Source organism: Algoriphagus sp. AGSA1 (genome assembly GCF_021390545.1).
GTDB lineage: Bacteria > Bacteroidota > Bacteroidia > Cytophagales > Cyclobacteriaceae > Algoriphagus.
In genome coordinates, this window is the sequence record NZ_JAJUWR010000013.1 from 19,062 (window position 1) to 40,226 (window position 21,165).

20 protein-coding genes and 2 tRNA genes are annotated in these 21,165 nt (G+C 40.8%); 12 read left to right on the forward strand and 10 right to left on the reverse strand.

Annotated features, from left to right (window positions below):
- Window positions 1–561: 561 nt before the first annotated feature.
- The 4 genes from LZF95_RS11690 to mutS all read right to left on the reverse strand — a co-directional run bounded on the left by LZF95_RS11690 (window position 562) and on the right by mutS (window position 4,379).
- A tRNA-Leu gene (locus LZF95_RS11690) sits at window positions 562–645 on the reverse strand.
- A gap of 67 nt (window positions 646–712) precedes the next feature.
- Window positions 713–785: transfer RNA gene (locus LZF95_RS11695), tRNA-Gly, on the reverse strand.
- A gap of 139 nt (window positions 786–924) precedes the next feature.
- Window positions 925–1,722, reverse strand: coding sequence for a helix-turn-helix transcriptional regulator (locus LZF95_RS11700; protein WP_233755183.1), 798 nt, complete (start codon window positions 1,720–1,722; stop codon window positions 925–927).
- A gap of 50 nt (window positions 1,723–1,772) precedes the next feature.
- A complete protein-coding gene (gene mutS, locus LZF95_RS11705; RefSeq protein WP_233755184.1) occupies window positions 1,773–4,379 on the reverse strand; it encodes a DNA mismatch repair protein MutS in 2,607 nt (868 codons plus the stop codon).
- An 89-nt stretch (window positions 4,380–4,468) separates the two neighbouring features.
- On the opposite strand from mutS, the gene LZF95_RS11710 reads away from it, so the two are divergent.
- Window positions 4,469–5,002 (forward strand): RNA methyltransferase, encoded by a 534-nt coding sequence (locus LZF95_RS11710; protein ID WP_233755185.1) that lies wholly within the window; start codon window positions 4,469–4,471, stop codon window positions 5,000–5,002.
- On the opposite strand, the gene LZF95_RS11715 is transcribed toward LZF95_RS11710, so the two are convergent.
- The 6 genes from LZF95_RS11715 to LZF95_RS11740 form a co-directional block, all read right to left on the reverse strand.
- Window positions 4,999–5,412: a hypothetical protein gene (locus LZF95_RS11715; protein WP_233755186.1), complete on the reverse strand. Its 414-nt coding sequence runs from the start codon at window positions 5,410–5,412 to the stop codon at window positions 4,999–5,001. The genes LZF95_RS11710 and LZF95_RS11715 overlap by 4 nt on opposite strands.
- A 27-nt stretch (window positions 5,413–5,439) precedes the next feature.
- A complete protein-coding gene (locus LZF95_RS11720; RefSeq protein WP_233755187.1) occupies window positions 5,440–5,895 on the reverse strand; it encodes a PaaI family thioesterase in 456 nt (151 codons plus the stop codon).
- Between the two features lie 128 nt (window positions 5,896–6,023).
- Window positions 6,024–6,611 carry a hypothetical protein gene (locus tag LZF95_RS11725; RefSeq protein ID WP_233755188.1) on the reverse strand — a complete coding sequence of 196 codons (588 nt, stop codon included), beginning with the start codon at window positions 6,609–6,611 and terminating at the stop codon, window positions 6,024–6,026.
- A 35-nt stretch (window positions 6,612–6,646) separates the two neighbouring features.
- A complete protein-coding gene (locus tag LZF95_RS11730; protein WP_233755189.1) occupies window positions 6,647–7,405 on the reverse strand; it encodes an SDR family NAD(P)-dependent oxidoreductase in 759 nt (252 codons plus the stop codon).
- A gap of 51 nt (window positions 7,406–7,456) precedes the next feature.
- Window positions 7,457–7,990: a YfiT family bacillithiol transferase gene (locus LZF95_RS11735; protein WP_233755190.1), complete on the reverse strand. Its 534-nt coding sequence runs from the start codon at window positions 7,988–7,990 to the stop codon at window positions 7,457–7,459.
- Between the two features lie 5 nt (window positions 7,991–7,995).
- The gene (locus tag LZF95_RS11740) at window positions 7,996–8,688 is read right to left on the reverse strand and encodes a ComF family protein (protein ID WP_233755191.1); all 693 of its coding nucleotides are present in this window, start codon (window positions 8,686–8,688) and stop codon (window positions 7,996–7,998) included.
- Between the two features lie 80 nt (window positions 8,689–8,768).
- Here LZF95_RS11740 and LZF95_RS11745 point away from each other — a divergent pair, with 80 nt between their 5' ends.
- The 11 genes from LZF95_RS11745 to LZF95_RS11795 all read left to right on the forward strand — a co-directional run bounded on the left by LZF95_RS11745 (window position 8,769) and on the right by LZF95_RS11795 (window position 21,101).
- Window positions 8,769–9,110 (forward strand): carboxymuconolactone decarboxylase family protein, encoded by a 342-nt coding sequence (locus tag LZF95_RS11745; RefSeq protein ID WP_233755192.1) that lies wholly within the window; start codon window positions 8,769–8,771, stop codon window positions 9,108–9,110.
- Between the two features lie 6 nt (window positions 9,111–9,116).
- Window positions 9,117–9,479, forward strand: coding sequence for a hypothetical protein (locus LZF95_RS11750; protein ID WP_233755193.1), 363 nt, complete (start codon window positions 9,117–9,119; stop codon window positions 9,477–9,479).
- Between the two features lie 3 nt (window positions 9,480–9,482).
- Window positions 9,483–10,244, forward strand: coding sequence for an exodeoxyribonuclease III (locus tag LZF95_RS11755; RefSeq protein WP_233755194.1), 762 nt, complete (start codon window positions 9,483–9,485; stop codon window positions 10,242–10,244).
- Window positions 10,245–10,280: 36 nt separating this feature from the next.
- Complete coding sequence (locus LZF95_RS11760) at window positions 10,281–10,682, forward strand: ATP-binding protein (protein WP_233755316.1); 402 nt, start codon at window positions 10,281–10,283, stop codon at window positions 10,680–10,682.
- 3 nt (window positions 10,683–10,685) lie between these two features.
- Window positions 10,686–11,111, forward strand: a complete 426-nt coding sequence (gene ybeY / locus LZF95_RS11765; protein ID WP_233755195.1) for an rRNA maturation RNase YbeY — start codon at window positions 10,686–10,688, stop codon at window positions 11,109–11,111.
- Window positions 11,112–11,186: 75 nt separating this feature from the next.
- Window positions 11,187–13,052 (forward strand): tRNA uridine-5-carboxymethylaminomethyl(34) synthesis enzyme MnmG, encoded by a 1,866-nt coding sequence (mnmG, locus tag LZF95_RS11770; RefSeq protein WP_233755196.1) that lies wholly within the window; start codon window positions 11,187–11,189, stop codon window positions 13,050–13,052.
- A 124-nt stretch (window positions 13,053–13,176) separates the two neighbouring features.
- The gene (locus LZF95_RS11775) at window positions 13,177–13,950 is read left to right on the forward strand and encodes a class I SAM-dependent methyltransferase (RefSeq protein ID WP_233755197.1); all 774 of its coding nucleotides are present in this window, start codon (window positions 13,177–13,179) and stop codon (window positions 13,948–13,950) included.
- Window positions 13,947–15,617 carry an Ig-like domain-containing domain gene (locus LZF95_RS11780; protein WP_233755198.1) on the forward strand — a complete coding sequence of 557 codons (1,671 nt, stop codon included), beginning with the start codon at window positions 13,947–13,949 and terminating at the stop codon, window positions 15,615–15,617. Before LZF95_RS11775 ends, LZF95_RS11780 begins: the two co-directional genes overlap by 4 nt.
- Window positions 15,618–16,081: 464 nt before the next feature.
- Window positions 16,082–17,830, forward strand: coding sequence for a long-chain fatty acid--CoA ligase (locus tag LZF95_RS11785; RefSeq protein ID WP_233755199.1), 1,749 nt, complete (start codon window positions 16,082–16,084; stop codon window positions 17,828–17,830).
- Between the two features lie 350 nt (window positions 17,831–18,180).
- A complete protein-coding gene (locus LZF95_RS11790; RefSeq protein ID WP_233755200.1) occupies window positions 18,181–18,651 on the forward strand; it encodes a MarR family winged helix-turn-helix transcriptional regulator in 471 nt (156 codons plus the stop codon).
- A 44-nt stretch (window positions 18,652–18,695) separates the two neighbouring features.
- The gene (locus LZF95_RS11795) at window positions 18,696–21,101 is read left to right on the forward strand and encodes a 3-hydroxyacyl-CoA dehydrogenase/enoyl-CoA hydratase family protein (RefSeq protein ID WP_233755201.1); all 2,406 of its coding nucleotides are present in this window, start codon (window positions 18,696–18,698) and stop codon (window positions 21,099–21,101) included.
- The last annotated feature ends 64 nt before the right edge of the window (window positions 21,102–21,165 follow it).

Here is a 21,165-nt window from a genome sequence, read left to right on the forward strand (position 1 = left end):
TTTCATTTCCCCAGGGTGACACACATAGGTTGTAAGCGATGTGATTCTGCTCCTTGTGCACTGGGGCTACACGCTTTATGGCCAACATATTTTACTGGGCTGATCACAAATCCCTTTACATTACTGATCGTGCCGTTGGCACTCTGAAAACATATCTGCTTCATTAACCCAGAATTGCATTCTGGGCATTTACAGGCCTTGCCTTTGGCAAGGAAAATCCTTTTGCCGGAAAAGAGTTGATTTAAGCGTATGTGCCAAAGGCACAACAGGTAACCGCCCTGAATGCAGCAAAGCGAAATTCAGGGTTGGGAAATCCGAATGAATTCGCCAAGAGTGCCAACGGCACGATCGGTAAACCCTAGGTCACTTCTACTGGCGGGGATCCCTATAGCTCTGGTAAAAACTATGGTGGCTTGGTGGCTACGGGATCCAACACAAGTTAATTACATAATCAAGCATCATGATCCCACCCCAGATATTCAGACTGATCCCAGATCTATCAACGAGTCCGAACACCCCCAAAACCCAAACAAAAAGCCCCACATTTCTGTGAGGCTTCAGTACCAGGAGCGGGAATCGAACCCGCACGGCCTTACGGCCACAAGATTTTAAGTCTTGCGTGTCTACCTATTCCACCATCCCGGCTTCACTCCGGCATACCGGAGCTACTATTGCCGTGAAACAAGAAAGCCCTTGAATCAAGGGCTTTTTGAGCGGGAGACGAGATTCGAACTCGCGACCCCGACCTTGGCAAGGTCGTGCTCTACCAGCTGAGCTACTCTCGCATTGTGTCAACTGAAGTGTAATTCAGTTGAATTGTGGATGCAAAGGTAAGAGTCATTAATAAAAACACAAGCATCTCGAAGATATTTTTTTAATGATCCCAGGAGAAATATTGCCTGAACACTGGTTTTCAACTACCTATCATAAAGGATACGTAGATAATATTTTCGTCATTTCTCCCACATTTTTAGCCTTTAGCTTCTTCAGAATATTTTTACGGTGCGTGGCCACAGTATTCACGGAAATATTCAGCTGCTGAGCTATTTCTTTCGACTCTTTTCCATCCAGAATCAAGGAGACGATCACTTCCTCTTTTCTAGTCAGAGAAACTATTCGGCTATCGGGCGAATTCTTACTTACAAATACCCGGGCTCCATCCTCTTTTTGATAGGAATAATTCCAATCATAACTATTGTTCTTTGGAGGAGTATATAGTTGCACGAGAATATGGAGGTCCATCGCAAAATTACCTGCGGAATCGATTAAGTAAGGACGCGCTTTACCAAGCACCCAGGTCGTTTTTTTGGTAATGCGATGAACCCACCTTGTGGTATAAGAAAACTCAAATGTGTTCTTTTCTTCCATCGTAAGTCTGTGAAAGCATTCAAAAACTATTTTCTGAAAACGGGCAAATTCGGCTCTGTCCTCGGGATGAGTCAGAGCAAAGGTGGTTTCCATTCCCTTTTTCCGATACATGGAAAGAGGATAGCCTGTCAATTCTCTGATGTCTCCAGTAATAAAAACCCAGTTCAAGGTTCGATAATCACAACATGCGATTGTCAAGCCTTCATTTATACCGATTTTTTGACTAAGTTGCTCCAGCTCCTTGATCTTGCCAGCTTCTTCGAGATTTTCCTGAAATTCCTGCTCTTTCCACTTCTGAAAAAAGCGGGTGTACTTGTTTTGCTTTCGCAAATCTTTCAGCAATATCTTATCCATAAAAAATAAATTATCTAACTAAACACAGTCAAGATACAAAAATGGAACACTTAAGATTCCATTTTCTTTTTGATTTCATGCAATTTTAACAAAGCTTCTATAGGAGAAATCGCATTGATGTCTATTCCTTCTATCAAATCCCTGGCTTCCTGAAATTTGGGATCCAGTTCGAACATGCTGAGCTGGTAATTGTTTTTTGGGATAGATTTTACCTTTTGCTGTTGATCTGCCACAGCCTTGTCTTTCTCTAAATGGGACATAATCTCTGCCGCCCTTAAGACAACAGGGTTAGGCATTCCTGCCATCTGAGCCACATGGATACCAAAACTATGCTCGCTCCCTCCAGCCTTCAGCTTACGCATAAAAATCACCTTATTGCCCACTTCTTTTACCGATACGTTGAAATTCTTGATTTTGGGAAAATCCGATGCAAGCTGATTCAGCTCATGGTAGTGCGTGGCAAAAAGAGTTTTTGCCCTATATGTAGGGTGGTTATGCAGGTATTCCACTATTGACCATGCTATGGAAATCCCATCATAGGTGGACGTCCCCCGCCCAATCTCATCCATCAAAACCAAACTTCTATCAGATAGATTGTTCAGAATACTTGCCGTTTCGGTCATCTCCACCATAAATGTGGATTCTCCTTTGGAGAGGTTGTCAGAAGCTCCCACTCGGGTAAAAACCTTATCGATAATACCTATGCGCGCAAAAGACGCCGGAACAAAACTACCCATCTGGGCCATAAGAACCGTTAGGGCTGTTTGTCGAAGAAGGGCAGACTTACCAGCCATGTTAGGCCCTGTTATAATCATGATCTGTTGCGAATCGTGATCCAGATAAATATCATTTGGCACATAATTTTCTCCTGGAGCTAACTGTCTTTCAATTACCGGGTGCCTGCCATCTTTTATTTCCAGTGATTCGGTTTCTGAAATTTTAGGCCGCGCATAACCATTGGAAAGTGCCACCTGCGCAAAAGAGACCAGCACATCCAAGGTACCAAGTACTCTGGCATTTTGCTGGATTTGCGTTACAAACTGGGCCGCCTCCTGCACCAATGCCAGAAAAAAACGCTGCTCTATGGCAATCATTTTATCTTCCGCATTCAGAATTTTGTCTTCATATTCTTTTAGTTCCGGAGTGATATAACGCTCAGCATTCACCAAGGTCTGCTTGCGGATCCATTCCGCCGGCACTTTGTCTTTGTGTGCATGTGTGACCTCCAGATAGTATCCGAAAACTTTGTTAAAGGCTATTTTCAATGAGGTGATCCCGGTTTTCTGTACTTCCCTTTGCTGGATCTGTATAAGAAAATCCTTGCCGGAATTAGCCAGTCCACGGTACTCGTCCAGCTCTGCATCCACACCGTCATTGATTATTCCTCCTTGATGCGTCAGCATGGGAGCATCCTCTTTAAGTTCCTTGTCTATTTTCTCCAGCAAAAACTCACAGGGATACAGTTGATCCGAAAGTCGCTGAAGAGTAGGGTTTTTCTGGCTCTTTAGCAATTCTTTTATAGGAAGGGTGTTTTTCAGGGCGCGTTTGATCTGGTTGATCTCTCGGGGATTGGCTCTGCCCACTACTACCTTGGAGATCAACCGTTCCAGATCTCCTATATGCTTGAGTGGAGAGACTATTTCCTCTATCAAAGAAGCGTTTTGATAAAAGAAGTCCACCACATTCAAGCGTTCTTCTATGGCAGTTTTCTCTTTCAGTGGCAAAACCATCCACTTTTTCATCATTCGGGAGCCCATCGGCGTGACTGTCTGATCCAGAATATGAATCAGGGGTACGCCTCCTTCGTGCTGTGGAAATACCAGTTCCAGATTTCGGATGGTAAACTTGTCCAGCCAAACATACTTCTCCTCCGCTATCCTGGAAATAGATGAAATATGCTGGATCTCTTTGTGCTCTGTTTCTTCCAAATAGTGCAAAATAGCTCCGGCAGCTATGATTCCGTCCGAAATCTCCTCTATACCAAAGCCCTTCAGGTTAGCTGTCCCAAAATGTGATTTAAGCTTCTCGTAAGTGAAATCAAACTGATAAACCCAGTCTTCACAATGAAAAGTGATAAAATCATTTTTGAGCATTTCTGCGGCAGGCTTTTTGGCAGCTTTGGAGAAAATAATCTCTGCTGGCGCAAAACTTTGGATCAACTTCTCGAGATAGGATGCATTGCCCTCAGCACACATAAATTCACCCGTAGAAAGGTCTAAAAACGCTATTCCATGCTTGTCTTTGCCAAAAGAAACCGATGCTAGGTAATTGTTTTTCTTGGTATCCAAAACCTGGTCATTGAACGAAAGCCCAGGAGTCACAAGCTCTGTCACCCCCCGCTTTACAATACCTTTTACAGATTTAGGATCTTCCAGCTGGTCGCAGATTGCCACCCGGTTTCCGGCCCGTACCAACTTGGGCAAGTAAGTATCCAAAGAATGGTGTGGAAAGCCCGCCAATTCAATATGTGAAGCGGATCCATTTGCACGCTTGGTCAAGACAATGTCAAGAACTTTACTCGCGCGCACCGCATCCTCCCCAAATGTCTCGTAAAAATCCCCCACACGAAAAAGCAGTAAAGCACCCGGGTGTTTGGCTTTGATCGCATTATACTGCTTCATTAATGGCGTTTCTTTGCCGTCTTTAGACTTACTCATGGGGTTATGCTTACTTTTGTGATAATTCTGGTTCCTAAACCTCGGAATAAAGCCGAAAATAAGCCATTCACAAAGCAGAACAAAAAAGGATGAAGAAATTAAGCATGGAAGAACTGGAAAGAGTCTCTGTGGAAGAGTTTAAGAAAATGCCAAAATCACCTATCATACTTGTGCTTGACAACGTCAGAAGCTTGAATAATGTGGGGTCGGCCTTTAGAACGGGCGACGCTTTTGGTGTAGAGAAAATATATCTATGTGGGATAACTGGCACCCCGCCGCATCGTGATATCCAAAAAACCGCTTTGGGAGCTACGGATTCTGTAGCTTGGGAGTATTGTCTAAATACTATGCTGGCCTTAAAAGAACTAAAAGAGAATGGATACCAGATTTGTGCATTAGAACAGGTGGATCAATCCGAAATGCTAAATGACTTCGCTCCGGAAAAAGGAAAAAAATATGCTTTGGTATTCGGAAATGAAGTCTTTGGAGTAGAAGAAGAAGTACTTAATGCCTGTGATGCGGTATTGGAAATCCCGCAGTTAGGCACTAAGCACTCCTTAAATATCTCCGTCTCGCTGGGAATAGCGGTTTGGGACTTTATGGTAAAATTGGAACAATTCTAATTTTTGCTGAATCGATATCGAAGACCAAAGGATCCTCGGAACAAAGAGTCATCATTGAATCCAATAATCGGAGCTCCTTCTATATGAAAACCGAAGTCCTTTTGCTCAAAAGGATAAATATTTAATCCTACAGGTATTACGATACCGTCAAAGCTCCCTACTCTTAATCCGCCCCCTCCATAAAATTCAAAACGGTCATTTTTCTTGAAAATATAATTAGCCACTAATTCCGCAGACATACTTTCTAGATATGAATCAGTGCCCAGGCGAAATTCTGGGATAAACCGCTCACCAAACTGGTAATTCACTCCCACAAAGGGCAGGTTACTTTGATGAAATACTATTGTGGTTTGAGAGAAGGAAGCGAAAGAAAATAAGCCAAACAGGGCAATCAGTAGAATCTTTTTCATTTGTGTAAAATTAAGTTGTTTAAAAGTTCAAAATTTTAATTCACTAAGCTTTTGATGCGTTTTGATCATATTGGAAGTGGCTTTGGCAACAAGCTTATCTGAATTCTTAATAATTACGGCTTCCCAATGATTTAGGTTTACTCCTGAGCGAACTAATTTCGCCGAAACCTCTAATTTATCCCCGATTTGAGCAGTAGATAAAAAGTCAACATTCAAATTGATGCTTGTCATCAAGTACGCAGGGCCTGTTGCAAAATTACCCATTCCTATCACCTCATCCATCATCAAGGAAGCAACTCCGCCATGAAGTATTTTAGCAGGATTACACATTTCGGAAGAGACAGTGTAAGCGACCTTTATTTCTCCTTCCTCTACCTCCAGAAGGTTTCCGGCCAGCCAGTTTCCGGCCTTTGAGGGTGTTTGATCAAGCTTTTTCCCAATCAGCTTTCTAAGCTGTAATAAATAAGGGTTCAATTCATTCATGGGTTGTTTGTTTATATCTGCGGTCCTTGGAATAAATTATAGGAATCAATTGAGTATCACTCTAAAGTAGAATGACTTTCAAAGTATAGGCCTCCAAACTGGGAAAATATTTAAAATAAGATCAACACTTAACCATTTACTAATCTAAAATAATCTTCAATAGTTGTTTTTATAGCATCTTTTTCCCCTGGCTTAGACCATATCGGGAACCAACCTGAATCAATCTTAATCTCAAAATCCGCATCTTTCCCTATCCATGACTGAAGCCGCATTACATACGCCAAAAGTTCTGAATTATTTCCGTTTTCCAAATGAAGCACCTGTTGCTCTTTGTTGATCGTTGCACGGATTTCTAAAGGCCAATCCACTCTGGTAGGCTCTAAGTATATGTAGGCCTCATCTTTTATAGAATTGAGCAAGATTACTAAATCCAACAATGGCCCAGAATCCGAAATTTCCCTTTTGCCATGGCGGAACAGTAGCATTGCGGCATCAGCACGGGTTTCCCTATCGTAGTTAATAGCCCTGACATTCAAAAAATATAGACGGCTCGACGAGCTCATGCGGAAAGAACTGTCCCCTCCTGAGTTATTGGCACGTTTGGTATTGAAGAAAGAGAGCACCAGCACGAAGCCTACAGATATTACCCCGAAAATCTTCAGAATTCTTATAAGTTCCGGGGAAAAAACATCCGAATTGGACTGCCTTTGTGGCATGTATAAGTTGTTTTAGGTAGTTCTATTAAAAGTCGTCAATGTACGTATGAGCCCGCATTAATGTCAATAGTTGTTCCGGTAGCATGGTCTGCCAGTCCAGAACATAAAATAGTGATGAGTGGCGCAATATCCTCGGGTTTGGTCAATTCACTTAGCGCAATATCCTTAAGTGCAACCTCATCACCATATTGTGAAAGGATTTCATTTGCCATATCCGTCCGGGTGAATCCCGGGGCTATCAGAAAAGCTTTGATCCCCAGTTTCCCATAATGGCGTGCTATGGATCTGGTCAAACTGACCAAAGCTCCTTTGGAAGCAGCATAAGCAAGGTAATCCGTTGTATCTCCCCGAAACGCCGCTCTTGATGAAATATTGATAATTCTGCCGTTCTTATACTTTCTTGCATGTTCCACAAATTCCTTGCACATGATCCCAACAGCCGTAGTATTCACCTGGAAGGTTTCATTCCATATTTTCACCCAGGATTCAGTAGGTAGGTCGTCTGCTGCAGATAGTGCCACACCGGCATTATTTATCAGTGCTGAAATTGGTCCATATTTCTCTGCGAGCTTTGGGATAAACCCAATGACTTGATTGAGATCAGAAAGATTGCAGGCTTCTATGAAAGAAGGATTACTTAATTCCTTCTGCAGCTTCTCAGCAGCTCCTACGTTAGTGTTATAATGAATGATTACCTCCGCCCCTGATTCGGAAAGTTGACTTGCGATAGCTCTCCCAATACCACGCGAGGCTCCCGTAACCAGAATTCGTTGATTTTTGAGGTTTATGTTCATAGTATGTAACGAAATAAGCAAAAATTAAGAAATCCACTTTCCTCGCTTATCTTACCAATTTTCACGCAAAATCAAGTGCTGTATATGGGCCAAATGGTGCATAGAATGCCAATGGTACATTAAGGTAACTTCTGACAGAGACGCTGAAGCCTTCGTTTCGGGGTGATAATAGGTTTTCTCGAAATCAGTGGATGTCATAGCTTCCAGCACAAAAGCCCATTTCTCATGGATCCCTTCTATCAACCTGAGCGAAATGTCCATCGGGAGTGAGTAATCTGCCAATTTTGCCCAAGAAGCTTCATCGTAAGGTTTGATAGTAGGGTTTTGCTCTGTCAGAGCCAGTTTGAAGCGGATTAAGGCATTCATATGGCTATCGGATAAGTGGTGGATTACTTGTCTCACAGTCCATCCGCCGGGGCGATAGGGAGTATTCAGCTTTGTTTCTGAAAACCCATTGACTGTCTCTCCAAGGTACTTTGGAAACATTCGTAGGTAAGTAATTGCTTCAACGAGGCTTTTTTCCGATAAATGTTCCGGCTTCTGAAATTTCCCAATCGGGTACTTTAATAATTCGATGTCAATCATAATGTTTATCCTCCGGCTGCTATTGTCACCAAATCTACTTTATTTGTTCCATTAGCCAAAAGTACGTTTGCGCAAGCACAAAGGGTAGCTCCAGTTGTAATCACATCATCTACCAGCAGGATTGATGTACCGGTGCCTGTGATTGAAGGATTGGCTTCAAATACCTCCCCCACATTATCCATACGCTCAAGCCGTGATTTTTTGGTCTGAGTCTCGGTAAATTTCTTACGGATCAGCACGTTTTGCAACTTCAGACCCAGTACCTCTGCAATACCAAGCCCAAATTGTTCACTTTGGTTGTACCCTCGTCGCCTTTGTTTCAGTACATGTAGCGGAACCGGTACAATTACATCCCAATGACCTTCAAAACCATTTGTTTTGAGTATTGTGCCATAAAGCAATCCTAGTTCTTTCGCCAACTGAGGTTTATTTCTATACTTCAATTTATGCAGGATCTTTTGACTGTTCCCTCCTTTAGTAAATTTCAGAAATGACATGACTGCACCTACACTGGTCAATCCTCTCACTTTATCACAGAGATCATTGTTGTAGGGTCTCAGGTGATAACTAGTAACCGGTAATGTCCCTTTACATACCATGCATAGATTAACTTCACGATCATGAAGTATTGTACCGCATTGGAGACAATTGCGGGGAAAGAGCAAATCCAAAAAATCTTTTACAAAAAATAAACGCATTGTGAAAATGGCTTGTTAATGAAGGCCAAGGGCAAATAGTGGTATATTTGCCACCAAATACCTTACTAAACATCAAGTTAATGAATCTCATAGAAGAATTCAACGCATATCGCAGCCAAATGAATGAAAAAATATTGGCCGAAGATAATAAAGTAATCAAGCGTATATTTAATCTTGATACCAATGCCTATTCAGAAGGATCTATAGACATTAAATCCAAAGAAATGATTGGATTGGCCTGCTCTATGGTATTACGATGTGATGACTGTGTTAAGTACCACTTGGAGAAATGCCATGAAATAGGACTTACCAAAGAACAAGTCTTTGAAGTATTTTCTATCGCAACCTTAATAGGGGGAACTATAGTGATTCCACATCTAAGAAGGGCAACTGAATTTTGGGAATCACTTGAAAATCAATAACTTACAATGTTTAAACGCGATCTACAATTAGAAAAACGCTGGTCGAAATTATTAGAAGGCCTCAAAGAAACTATCGGGAAAAAACCTGCGGACTTAAATGGCGTTCTCTTTCTTATTGGGGTGCAGGAACTTGGTCAAGGAAATAAGATTTTCAGTAAGGAGCAAAAACAGGATTTGATGCACATTGCAGTTTGCAAAGTATTAAGTTATGATGGCTTTTACGAACTTGATTATGTTGATCAAGATGGCTGGCCTCACTGGAACCTGGTAAAGGAACTTCCACATTTTGATTTATTGGATCAGGAAAAGCTTCTAAAGATTCAAGTATTGGAATACTTTGAAAAAGAATATGAAATAGTTATCGATTAGCTTGTGAAAATAGTATCATATAATGTAAATGGCATTCGTGCCGCAATGAACAAAGGATTTGTAGATTGGCTTAAATCTATTAACCCGGATATCATTGGTTTACAGGAGGTTAAGGCAAATTTAGATCAGATTGATGCCAGTATATTTCATGATTTGGGTTATGAGATTTATTGGTATCCTGCATTTAAAAAGGGATATAGCGGTGTAGCTGTTTTGACTAAAGTAAGTCCTAAATCTGTTAAATTAGGCATGGATCACCCCAAGTATGATGAAGAAGGAAGACTTCTCCAGGTTGATTTTGAAGATTTCTCATTCCTTACGGCATACTTCCCATCGGGAACTACCGGAGATATAAGACAGACATTCAAATATGAGTTTCTGGACGATATGTATGGATATACGCAGGATTTAAAAAGAAACAATCCAAACTTTATATTGAGTGGGGATTACAATATCTGCCATAAAGCCATAGATATACATAATCCGAAAAGCAATAAAAACACCTCTGGTTTTTTGCCGGAAGAAAGAGCCTGGATGGATAAATTCACTGAGTCCGGATTTGTGGACAGTTTCAGGGAATTCAACAATGAGCCTCATAATTACACGTGGTGGAGTTATAGAGCAAACTCTAGAGCAAAGAACTTAGGATGGAGAATAGATTACCATATGGTTACTGAACCACTGGCACATAGATTAAAAGATTCAAAAATTCTCTCAGACGTCAAACATTCAGATCATTGTCCAATTCTCATCGATATAGAATAGTATCAGCGTAGATCATACTCATTGAAAATAATCATGATGAAAACCATTAAAATTTCTATTCCTTCTCTTCTGGAGAACATAAAAATAATTGAAAGTTTCATCGACAATGCTCGTGAAAAATTTGAGATCAATGATGATATCTATGGTAATATTATGATTTCTGTAACAGAATGCATCAGCAATGCAATCATTCACGGTAATCAGTTGGACAAAAATAAGCTAGTCCATTTGGAGCTGACCTTAGAATCGGATTTACTGTTATTCACCATTCAAGACGAGGGAAGTGGTTTTGACCATAATGGACTCAAAGATCCAACCGCACCGGAAAACATAGAAAAGCCAGGGGGGAGAGGTATATTCCTCATAAAGCATTTGTCCGACGATGTGAAGTTTGAGGAAAACGGAACCAAAACCATCCTATCATTTTATATGAATTAGGCTATGGCTATAAATTTCTTTATAGAGGAGATTTCATTTGCATTAAAGAACAGGAGAAGAAGAAAAGCTTGGCTCAGACAGCTTGCCCTTTCTGAAAACCATGACATCGCTGAACTCAATTATATATTCTGTTCGGACGATTACTTGCTCACCATCAATAAGGAATATTTGAACCACGATACCTTTACCGATATCATCACGTTTGATAATTCCGAAGAAGAAGGGGTCATAGAAGGTGACATCTTCATCAGCATCGACAGAGTAAAGGACAATGCCAGAACACTAAAAATTCAAGAAGAGGAGGAACTGAACCGTGTTATTAGCCATGGTTTACTCCACTTACTAGGGTACAAAGATAAAACCAAGGCACAATCAGTTCTCATGCGGAACAAAGAGGATTTCGCCATTAGTTTATACGAGAAAACATAACGTTCCACGTGAAACAGTTCATTCTTCTCAAGACAGAAAACAAATGTTTCACGTGGAACGCTAAATAAAAACACAATGTTTCCAATTTACGATGTGATTGTAGTAGGGGCAGGGCATGCGGGATGTGAGGCAGCTCATGCGGCAGCCAAAATGGGCTCAAAAGTACTGCTCTGCACAATGAACATGAATACAATAGCCCAAATGTCTTGCAACCCTGCGATGGGGGGAGTGGCAAAGGGCCAAATTGTGCGAGAGATAGATGCATTAGGAGGGATGTCAGGGATAATATCTGATAAATCCATGATCCAATTCCGAATGCTCAATAGATCTAAAGGGCCTGCTATGTGGTCTCCCAGATCTCAAAATGACCGGATGAAATTTGCGGAAGAATGGCGGCTCGCATTGGAAAAAACCCCAAATGTCGATTTTTGGCAAGAAATGATTAGCGGTCTCTTGATCAAAAACGGAGAACTAAAGGGGGTAAGAACCAGCATAGGCCTCGAAATACACGCAAAAAGTGTTGTGCTAACCAATGGAACATTCCTAAACGGCTTGATACATATCGGCGAGAAGCAATTCGGAGGAGGAAGAACTGGAGAGGCAGCAGCGAGGGGCATTACAGAGCAATTGGTAGAGCTAGGGTTCGAATCAGGAAGAATGAAAACCGGAACCCCACCAAGAGTAGATGGAAGAAGTCTGGATTATAGCAAAATGGAAGTGCAGCATGGGGATGAAAATCCAGAAAAATTCAGCTATCTAGACTCAACCACCCCATTGAAAGAGCAAAGAACTTGCTGGATCACCTATACAAACAAAGAAGTACACGCTAGTCTGGAAGAAGGATTTGACAGGTCCCCAATGTTCAACGGCAGGATACAAGGCTTAGGCCCGAGATATTGCCCCTCTATAGAAGACAAGATTAACCGCTTTGCTGAGCGGGATAGGCATCAGATCTTCGTAGAACCAGAAGGATGGAATACAGTGGAAATGTATATTAATGGGTTCTCCACCTCCCTTCCAGAAGATGTACAATTCAAAGCACTAAGAAAAATAGCAGGTTTTGAAAACGCAAAAATGTTTCGACCAGGCTATGCCATCGAATATGACTTCTTTCCACCAACACAATTAAAACTCACACTAGAAACACAATTAATAGAAAACTTATATTTTGCAGGCCAGATCAATGGTACTACTGGTTATGAGGAAGCCGCATGTCAGGGACTGATAGCTGGGATAAATGCGAGCTTAAAATCCCAAGAAAAAGATCCATTTCTACTTAAAAGATCAGATGCATATATAGGTGTATTGATCGATGACCTAATCAACAAAGGGACAGAGGAACCCTATCGAATGTTTACTTCAAGAGCAGAATTTAGACTTCTTCTTCGCCAAGACAATGCTGACCTAAGACTGACTAAGAAAGGACACGAAATAGGCTTGGCATCTGATCAAAGATTGGAGAAAATGAACTCCAAGAAAGAAAAAACAGCAAGACTCATTAATGAACTAAAACAAAAAAGACTAGCTCCGGAAACTGTAAATGATGGTCTTCAAAAAATAGGATCAGCACAGATCAAAGAAAAGATTACCGCCGAAAAACTCTTAAAACGCCCACAGCTAGGCATAGGAGACCTTAAAAGATTCCATAACGAACTCGATGCCTATCTATCCAACTATGCGACTGAAGTACTAGAACAAGCTGAAATACAGATTAAATACGACAGCTACATTGAAAAGGAACAGCAAATGGTAGATAAACTAAGTAACATGGAAAACTTTAAAATACCTGCAAAGTTTGACTACTTGGCGATACCTGCACTCTCAGCAGAAGGAAAACAAAAATTAAACAAAATAAGACCCGAAACTATGGGACAGGCTTCACGGATAAGCGGGGTAACACCTGCTGATCTATCAATCATCACCGTTTATCTTGGAAGATAAGATGCTCCAAAAACTTAAAAAATGCCCACTGTGCAAAAGTGGGCTTTTTCTAAATACCTCGGAAGTAAAAGATCATGCGGTAAGCCAAGAAGCTTTCATAATATGCAAATGTCAAAATTGTGGATTGAAATTCACCAATCCAAGACCATCCGAAGAAGCAATAGAACCTTATTACGATTTTCCAGAATATTTCTCCCATGATGATAATGCAAAAAACCTTACCCAATTCCTGTATCAACAAGTAAGGAAAGTTGCTTTATCAGGTAAAGTCAAACTTCTAAATAATCTGAAACCTACAAAGGGTCGGTACCTTGACTACGGTTGTGGCACTGCAGAGCTACTAGTGAAAGCCCAAAAAGAAGGATGGGAGGTAACTGGAGTGGAACCAAGCACAAAAGCGAGAAACTTAGCTATCTCCAAACTAGAAGGAAAAGTCTTCGAAAGCATAAAACACCTTCCATCAGCTGAATATGATATCATCACCTTATATCATGTAGTAGAGCACATACATGAGTTAAGGAAAACCATAAATTTTCTTATAAAGAACTTAAAATCAGATGGTTACATACTAATTGCTGTTCCCAATCCTGATAGTTATGATGCTATCAAATATGGAAAGTACTGGGCAGGCTGGGATATCCCACGACATCTTTACCACTTCAATCAACAAGCAATGACACATTTTGCAGAAATATTTGATCTGCAGCTAGTAATGAAAAATCCCATGCGTTTTGACAGCTATTATGTGTCATTACTTTCAGAAGGATATAAGAATCCCAAACAGGCAACTCTCCTAAAATATTGGAAAGCCATTCAGACAGGCAGTAAATCTAACAGAACAGCTACTAAAGCTGAAAAAAATTATTCAAGCAATCTATTCGTTTTCAAAAAGAAGTGATAAACAATAATGTAATCATACTGCTAGTATTTTGCCTCTTGCTATTTTCATGTGCCAAGCAAAGTGCTCCTATGGGCGGGCCACGGGATGAGGATCCACCGAAAGTAATAGCAATGAGCCCAAAAGATCAGAGCCTGAACACAAAACCCGACCAAATAACAATCACATTTGATGAATACATCAAACTGGACAACGCCACTAAAAACATACTGATAACGCCAAGGATAAACAAGGATAAAGTAATATTCACCGCACTGAAGAATACGCTGAAAATAGATCTGAACCAGGAACTTGAGGATAGTACAACTTATGTTTTTAATTTTCAAAAATCCGTAGTTGATCTAGCAGAAGGAAATCCTGCGGAAAATCTCAAACTGGTCTTTTCAACAGGTTCCAGTATAGACAGCTTGAAACTATCAGGATCTGTGAATGTCTATTTTCCAGAAAGAAATAACAAAATAGAAGATGCCATAGTAGGCCTATACCCCTTGGATGATACTACAAATGTATTTTTGGCTCCGCCATATTATCTATCCCAAGTCGATACAGCGGGAAACTTCGAATTGACGAACATCAAAGCGGGTAAGTATTTAGCCTACGCTTGGAAGGACGATAACAATAGCCTAAAAGCAGAATACAAAACAGAGGCATTTGATTTTATCAAAGATACCCTCACCATCAATGAAGATATAGAAGGATTACAATTTAATCTTGCGAAAGGGGATCAGAATCCAATTCGTCTATTAAGATCCTCTACCCAAGGAGCCAACTATACAGTTGTCCTCAATAGAACACCTGTGGACATTGCAATTGAAAATAAACAATTAGGAGAAGATATATTCTATACACTGGGGGACAAAAGAATAAACCTATATACAGATAAACCAAAAGCAGACAGCCTTCCCTTCCGTATGATACTTACAGATTCGGTAGGATATAGTGTGGATTCTCTGATCTATGCAAAATTTGAAGAAACAGATAGAAAACCCGAAAAACTAACAATTACCCCTAATTCAGGTAAAAGCTTCTACAAGAATCTACTTATCGAACTATCCTTCAATAAGCCGATCATGGATATCTCCTATGATTCCCTATACCTGTCATACGATACAGCGAGTGTTATACCTATACAGCCTGAAATACTCAGCTTCCGGGATTCACTAAGAAGGGATATTATAGAAGTAAGACTGAACATACCGGATTCAATTCCTTTTGATGTGTTCACCTTAAAAGCAAGTGACTCCACATTCAGGGATATTGAAGGCCAATACAATGAAACCGCCCTAAATGCCAATTATAAAAAACTAAAACAGGAAACTCTGGCAGATGAACTGGCAGGTAAAATCGAAGGAGCCTCTGCCCCATTTATTCTCCAACTACTCGATGGAAAAGGAGAATTGAAAAGGGAGGAATACATATCCGAAGGCAATAAATTCTCTTTTAAATCACTAGAATCAGGCAACTATCAAATACGTGTAATAGAAGACAGCAATGGAAACCGTAGGTGGGATCCGTCCAATTTTGAGCAAAAGAGGTACGCTGAAAGAGCCTTCTATTACATTGATCCAGAAACGCGGAACAAAAGCATCACAGTGCGCGGCGGATGGACGCTGCAAGATCTGGTCATCACGGCAACACCCACTTCTGGCCTAAAAACAGAGAACTAATCCGTGGATAAGTACTCCGATAACTGTGGATAGAAGTGGATTAGTAAAGGATAACTCCTCATTTATCAACGAGCCTTATACCACCTCTATCCCAAGCTTCTGACTTTGGGGAAAAGCTCCTACTTATCCACTGATGAAAATCAAGTAATCCACATGCGTCTTTCCAACAGTCCCCACAAGTCAAGGTATCCACAAAAATCAATAAAACCCAATAAAAAAAAGAAGTTCAGGTACTTACAAGTGGACAAAAAGGGGATAACTAGTGGACAATAGCAAGGTAACTCAACAGACAAGGTGGAAAGAATAAAAAGACGAGGTTATCCCCATATCCACACCCCTAATAACCCTAATAAAGAATTTTTTTAAAAATCTATTTTACAACTACTATAAAAAGAGAGCGTGGATAACTCTTTGTATTGCCTCGGCATTTTGGTAATATTATAGAAACCCAAAATGTATATCTTATGGAACTTTCCAGGCTTTTTGACCTGATCCCTTATCAGATCAGCTTATATGATAAAAAAACAGCTGTATCCAAAAAGAAAAATGGAGATTGGATTCATTATTCTTCCAGAGATATCAAAGAAATCATTGATAACCTGAGCTTGGCCTTAATCAAAATAGGAATCAAGCCTGATGAAAAAATAGCTATTATAGCAGAAAACTGCCCAGAGTGGAATTTTGTTGATTTGGCCCTGCAGCAGATAGGAGCTGTCTCAGTTCCTATGTACCCTACGATCAGCTCAGAGGACTATGCGTTTATTTTTGACCATGCTGAAGTGAAAATGATATTTATAGGGGATGAACTCATATTTGAAAAGGCAAAAATAGCCGCGGCAGACAGGCCTATTTACAGCTTTCAGAAGATAGAAGGAACAGTTTTTTGGGAAGATCTTTTGGGCATAGGAATGAACGAAAGCCTACAAGAACTCGATAGAAGAAAATTTGCCGTGGATACCGCTGATATATTTACGATAATTTATACATCCGGTACCACAGGCAGGCCCAAAGGAGTTATGCTCTCCCATCATAATGTACTTTCGAATGTTTTGGGAATAGCTGATGCCATGACTCCAGCTGTCGGTACTTCTAGGATTTTAAGTTTTCTCCCACTCTGCCATATCTATGAACGGACTGGGTTTTTCTGCTTTATGTATCTCGGATATTCTATTCATTATGCGGAGAGTATGGAAACTATAGGGGAAAACCTGAAAGAAATCAAACCTCATGCATTTAATACTGTTCCTCGTCTTCTGGAGAAAATCTTCGACAAAATAGTGGCGAAGGGTTATGAATTGAAAGGAATCAAAAAATCACTTTTCTTTTGGGCACTTAATTTAGGGCTAAGATATGATCCGAATATTAATCAAGGTTTCTCTTACAATCTTCAGTTAAAAATCGCAAATAAGTTGATTTTTTCTAAATGGAGAGAAGCATTGGGAGGAGAAGTAATGCAGATTAATTCCGGTGCTTCATCTTTGCAGCCCAGGCTTGCACGGGTCTTTTGGTCTGCTGGAATAAAAGTATGTGAAGGTTATGGTCTGACTGAAACTTCACCGGTGATTACTGTATCTATTTGTACCCACGAAGAGATGAGGATAGGATATGTGGGTAAATTGATAAAAGATGTCGAAGTGAAGATTGCGGAAGATGGCGAAATCCTCGTCCAAGGCCCAAATGTCATGCATGGATACTATAAGCAACCCGAACTCACGGCAGAGGTACTTAAAAACGGCTGGTTTCATACTGGAGACATAGGAGGGATGGACGACGGCTACCTTAAAATCACGGATAGAAAAAAAGAAATGTTTAAAACCTCAGGAGGTAAATATATCGCTCCCCAACCTATGGAGAATAAATTCAAGGAATCCAGTCTCATAGATCAATTGTTGGTGGCAGGGGAGAACCGTAACTTTCCCGTTGCGTTGATTGTGCCCAGTTTTGAAGGATTGAAGGATTATTGCCAGCATAAGGGAATTCCTTATACTTCTGACAGGGAGATGGTGGAAAGACCGGATATTATAGAAAAATATAATCGGGAAGTAGAAGGATTGAATAAGTACTTTGGCAAATGGGAGCAGATCAAGCGTTTTAGACTTTTACCTGAAGCATGGGGAGTAGAATCGGGTGAACTGACTCCTACCATGAAATTGAAACGAAAAGTAATCCATCAGAAATTTAGTAAAGAAATAGAAAGACTCTATGTGGACTAGAGCTATACTGAGGAGTTAACCAATATGTAAAGCCTTCTTTTCTACTGACTAGGACCTGGTAGGATATACTCTACACAATTAACCCGATCTGTGCTAATTTTACTTTGCGTATAGCTCAGAAGTTTTTTTGTTATCTGTCCCTGCTGGCTGAGGATAAGCGTATGGGACTGATGGATCCTAGGTGTCAGTTTTCGAAGAAGCTATCGAGAGAACCCAACCAGTCTTAAAATGAATTTTTTACTCGAGGAACCAAAATTTATGATGCATGCATAACTTTTTTTCGATATAGTATGCATGCATACATTTTTTTCTTAAATTAGAGATCAGCAATAGGAAGAATCCCTGTAGAGATGAAGAGAGAAGAAACAGTTGATTACCATATCAAAAGTGCCTGGCATGCAATTTCCAGGATGTACAACCAGCAGGCTGCTGAAGAGGGATTCACCACGGCCATTGGATTTGTGCTGATAAATATCAATTCCACTGAAGGGACTCCTGCCACGAAAATCGCACCTAAGCTAGGCCTCGAGACCAGAAGTCTAACCAGGATGCTCAGGACTATGGAAGAGAAAGGGCTGATCTACAAAAAGCCTGACTTAGTAGATAAGCGATCGGTTCGCATTTTTCTTACGGAAGAAGGAAAAAGAAAAAAGGAAATATCCGTGAATACTATCAGGGAGTTCAATGAGCAAGTACGGGAAGTAGTGAGTGGGGAAGATCTTAATCAGTTCTTTGCTGTATTTGAAAAGATACAACTGGTCATAGACCAGATCCAAACGGATAGAGGAGTGGATATCGACAAACCAATATTTGAATTATAAACCAACAACAACCAGGAGGTTATTATGACCAAAAGCCCAAAATTATGAACAGAACAATTAAAAAGGTAGCCATTTTAGGTTCGGGGGTTATGGGATCTAGGATTGCCTGCCACTTCGCCAACATTGGCGTGCAGGTACTTTTGCTAGACATAGTTCCATTCGAACTTACTGAGGAAGAGCAGAAAAAAGGATTGACCAAGGAAGATAAGGTCGTGCGTAACAGAATGGTGAATTCTGCTTTGCAAAGCACATTAAAATCCAATCCTTCACCTATCTATGATAAGTCTTTTGCTAACCGGATCACTACCGGGAATTTTGACGACGATCTATCTAAAATCAAAGATTACGATTGGGTGATGGAAGTCGTGGTGGAAAGATTGGACATCAAGCAGTCTCTTTTCGAAAAGGTAGAAAAACACCGTAAACCTGGGACACTGATCACTTCCAATACTTCGGGCATCCCTATGCACATGATGTGTGAGGGAAGAAGTGAGGATTTTCAGGAGAACTTTGCAGGTACCCACTTTTTTAATCCGCCAAGGTATCTAAGACTATTGGAGATCATCCCTGGGCCAAAAACTAATCCTGAAATCATAGATTTTCTGATGGAGTATGGGGATAGATTCTTGGGAAAAGAGACCGTATTTTGCAAAGATACTCCTGCATTCATCGCAAATAGGATTGGTGTATATGCTATTATTTCTGCCATGCACACCATTGAGAAAATGGGACTTGGAGTATCTGAAGTGGATAAACTAACAGGTACTTTAATAGGAAGAGCCAAGTCAGCCACCTTTAGAACCATGGATGTGGTGGGATTGGATACCACAGTCAATGTGGCAAACAATCTGTACAAAGCCTTGCCACATGATGAATCCCGGGAGAAATTCAAGCTGCCCATAATCATGGAGGTACTCTATGAGAAAAAGTGGCTGGGAGATAAGACAGGATCGGGCTATTTCAACATGATCCGGCATAAGGACGGATCCAAGGAACTAAAGGAAATAGACTTTGAAACTTTTGAGTATAAGGATCTGGAAAAGCCAAAATTCAAGGCATTAGAATCAGCCAAAGAATTTGAAGATCTGAAGAAGAGGATCAAACATTTGGTGAATTTTGATGATAAAGCCGGTGAGTTTTACCGTGCCACTTTTTATGATTTGTTCAGGTACTGTTCTTTCAGAATTCCTGAGATTGCGGATGAACTTTTCCGAATAGACCAGGCGGTAAGTGCAGGTTTTGGTTGGGAACTGGGACCGTTTGAAAATTGGGATTTGCTAGGCGTAAAAGAGACCGTAGAAAAGATGGATGCTGTGGGCGAAAAGCCTGCAGACTGGGTATTTGAAATGCTCGAAGCTGGGCATGAATCTTTTTATAAAGTAGAAAACGGTAAAAAGCATTTCTACGATATTCCGAGCAAAAGCTACAAAGAAGTACCTGGAATGGATGGTTTCATTATTCTGGACACCTTAAAATCTGCCGGAAAAGTAATTTGGAACAATGCAGGATCCTCCATCTACGACATGGGAGATGATGTGATCTGTTTGGAATTCCATAGTAAAATGAACTCCATGGGGCAGGAAGTGATCGAAGGAATCAATACTGCAATCGGAATGGCCGAGAAATCTTACAAAGGATTGGTAATCGGTAATGAAGGTGCGAATTTCTCCGCAGGAGCCAATTTAGCCATGCTGTTCATGTTTGCGGGAGACCAGGATTTTGATGAGATCAATCTGATGATTGCCCAGTTTCAGAATACAATGATGCGGGCAAGATTCTCATCTATACCAGTGGTAGTCGCTCCACACAATATGGCACTTGGAGGAGGATGTGAGCTTTCTCTTCACTCAGACCACGTGCAGGCGCATGCAGAACTATACATGGGATTGGTAGAAGTCGGCGTGGGTTTGATTCCGGCTGGAGGAGGTACCAAGGAGATGACCTTAAGGTTCTCAAATGCCGTCAAATCCGGTGATGTAGAGCTGAATCGACTGCAAGATACCTTTATGAATATAGCCACGGCAAAAGTTTCTACCTCTGCCGAGGAAGCTAGGAGCCTGGGTTACCTGAGACCTTCGGATGGTATTACCCTCAATAGAAAACGCCAGCTGGCAGAAGCAAAAGCGAAAGTAATTTCCTTGCACGAAGAGGGTTATACTCAGCCATTGGAGCAGGCGAATATCCGTGTGCTGGGCAAAGAATCCCTGGCGTTGTTTGAAGCTGGAATTACCGGCATGAGATACGGTGCATACATTTCTGAGCATGATGCTTTGATAGCCAAAAAACTAGCCTACGTGATGTCTGGAGGGGATTTGTCTTATCCTACAGAAGTTTCGGAAAGGTATCTTTTGGATTTGGAACGTGAAGCTTTCCTGAGCTTGACAGGTGAGCAAAAGACACTGGAACGGATTCATAGCATATTGTTCAAGGGGAAACCGCTGAGAAATTAATAGCTGGATATAAGTAGCAAGTAGTTAGATTCAAGAACCAAGAAGCAAGAACCAAAGTTTTAAC

What these genes read in the sequence shown, in the direction of transcription:
- LZF95_RS11795 (WP_233755201.1), top strand. Translation starts at nt 18,696, where the DNA reads ATGAACAGAACAATTAAAAAGGTAGCCATTTTAGGTTCGGGGGTTATG.
- ybeY (WP_233755195.1), top strand. Translation starts at nt 10,686, where the DNA reads ATGGCTATAAATTTCTTTATAGAGGAGATTTCATTTGCATTAAAGAAC.
- LZF95_RS11715 (WP_233755186.1), bottom strand. Translation starts at nt 5,412, where the DNA reads ATGAAAAAGATTCTACTGATTGCCCTGTTTGGCTTATTTTCTTTCGCT.
- LZF95_RS11730 (WP_233755189.1), bottom strand. Translation starts at nt 7,405, where the DNA reads ATGAACATAAACCTCAAAAATCAACGAATTCTGGTTACGGGAGCCTCG.
- mutS (WP_233755184.1), bottom strand. Translation starts at nt 4,379, where the DNA reads ATGAGTAAGTCTAAAGACGGCAAAGAAACGCCATTAATGAAGCAGTAT.
- LZF95_RS11735 (WP_233755190.1), bottom strand. Translation starts at nt 7,990, where the DNA reads ATGATTGACATCGAATTATTAAAGTACCCGATTGGGAAATTTCAGAAG.
- LZF95_RS11710 (WP_233755185.1), top strand. Translation starts at nt 4,469, where the DNA reads ATGAAGAAATTAAGCATGGAAGAACTGGAAAGAGTCTCTGTGGAAGAG.
- LZF95_RS11725 (WP_233755188.1), bottom strand. Translation starts at nt 6,611, where the DNA reads ATGCCACAAAGGCAGTCCAATTCGGATGTTTTTTCCCCGGAACTTATA.
- LZF95_RS11790 (WP_233755200.1), top strand. Translation starts at nt 18,181, where the DNA reads ATGAAGAGAGAAGAAACAGTTGATTACCATATCAAAAGTGCCTGGCAT.
- LZF95_RS11740 (WP_233755191.1), bottom strand. Translation starts at nt 8,688, where the DNA reads ATGCGTTTATTTTTTGTAAAAGATTTTTTGGATTTGCTCTTTCCCCGC.
- LZF95_RS11700 (WP_233755183.1), bottom strand. Translation starts at nt 1,722, where the DNA reads ATGGATAAGATATTGCTGAAAGATTTGCGAAAGCAAAACAAGTACACC.
- LZF95_RS11785 (WP_233755199.1), top strand. Translation starts at nt 16,082, where the DNA reads ATGGAACTTTCCAGGCTTTTTGACCTGATCCCTTATCAGATCAGCTTA.
- LZF95_RS11745 (WP_233755192.1), top strand. Translation starts at nt 8,769, where the DNA reads ATGAATCTCATAGAAGAATTCAACGCATATCGCAGCCAAATGAATGAA.
- mnmG (WP_233755196.1), top strand. Translation starts at nt 11,187, where the DNA reads ATGTTTCCAATTTACGATGTGATTGTAGTAGGGGCAGGGCATGCGGGA.
- LZF95_RS11750 (WP_233755193.1), top strand. Translation starts at nt 9,117, where the DNA reads ATGTTTAAACGCGATCTACAATTAGAAAAACGCTGGTCGAAATTATTA.
- LZF95_RS11720 (WP_233755187.1), bottom strand. Translation starts at nt 5,895, where the DNA reads ATGAATGAATTGAACCCTTATTTATTACAGCTTAGAAAGCTGATTGGG.
- LZF95_RS11760 (WP_233755316.1), top strand. Translation starts at nt 10,281, where the DNA reads ATGAAAACCATTAAAATTTCTATTCCTTCTCTTCTGGAGAACATAAAA.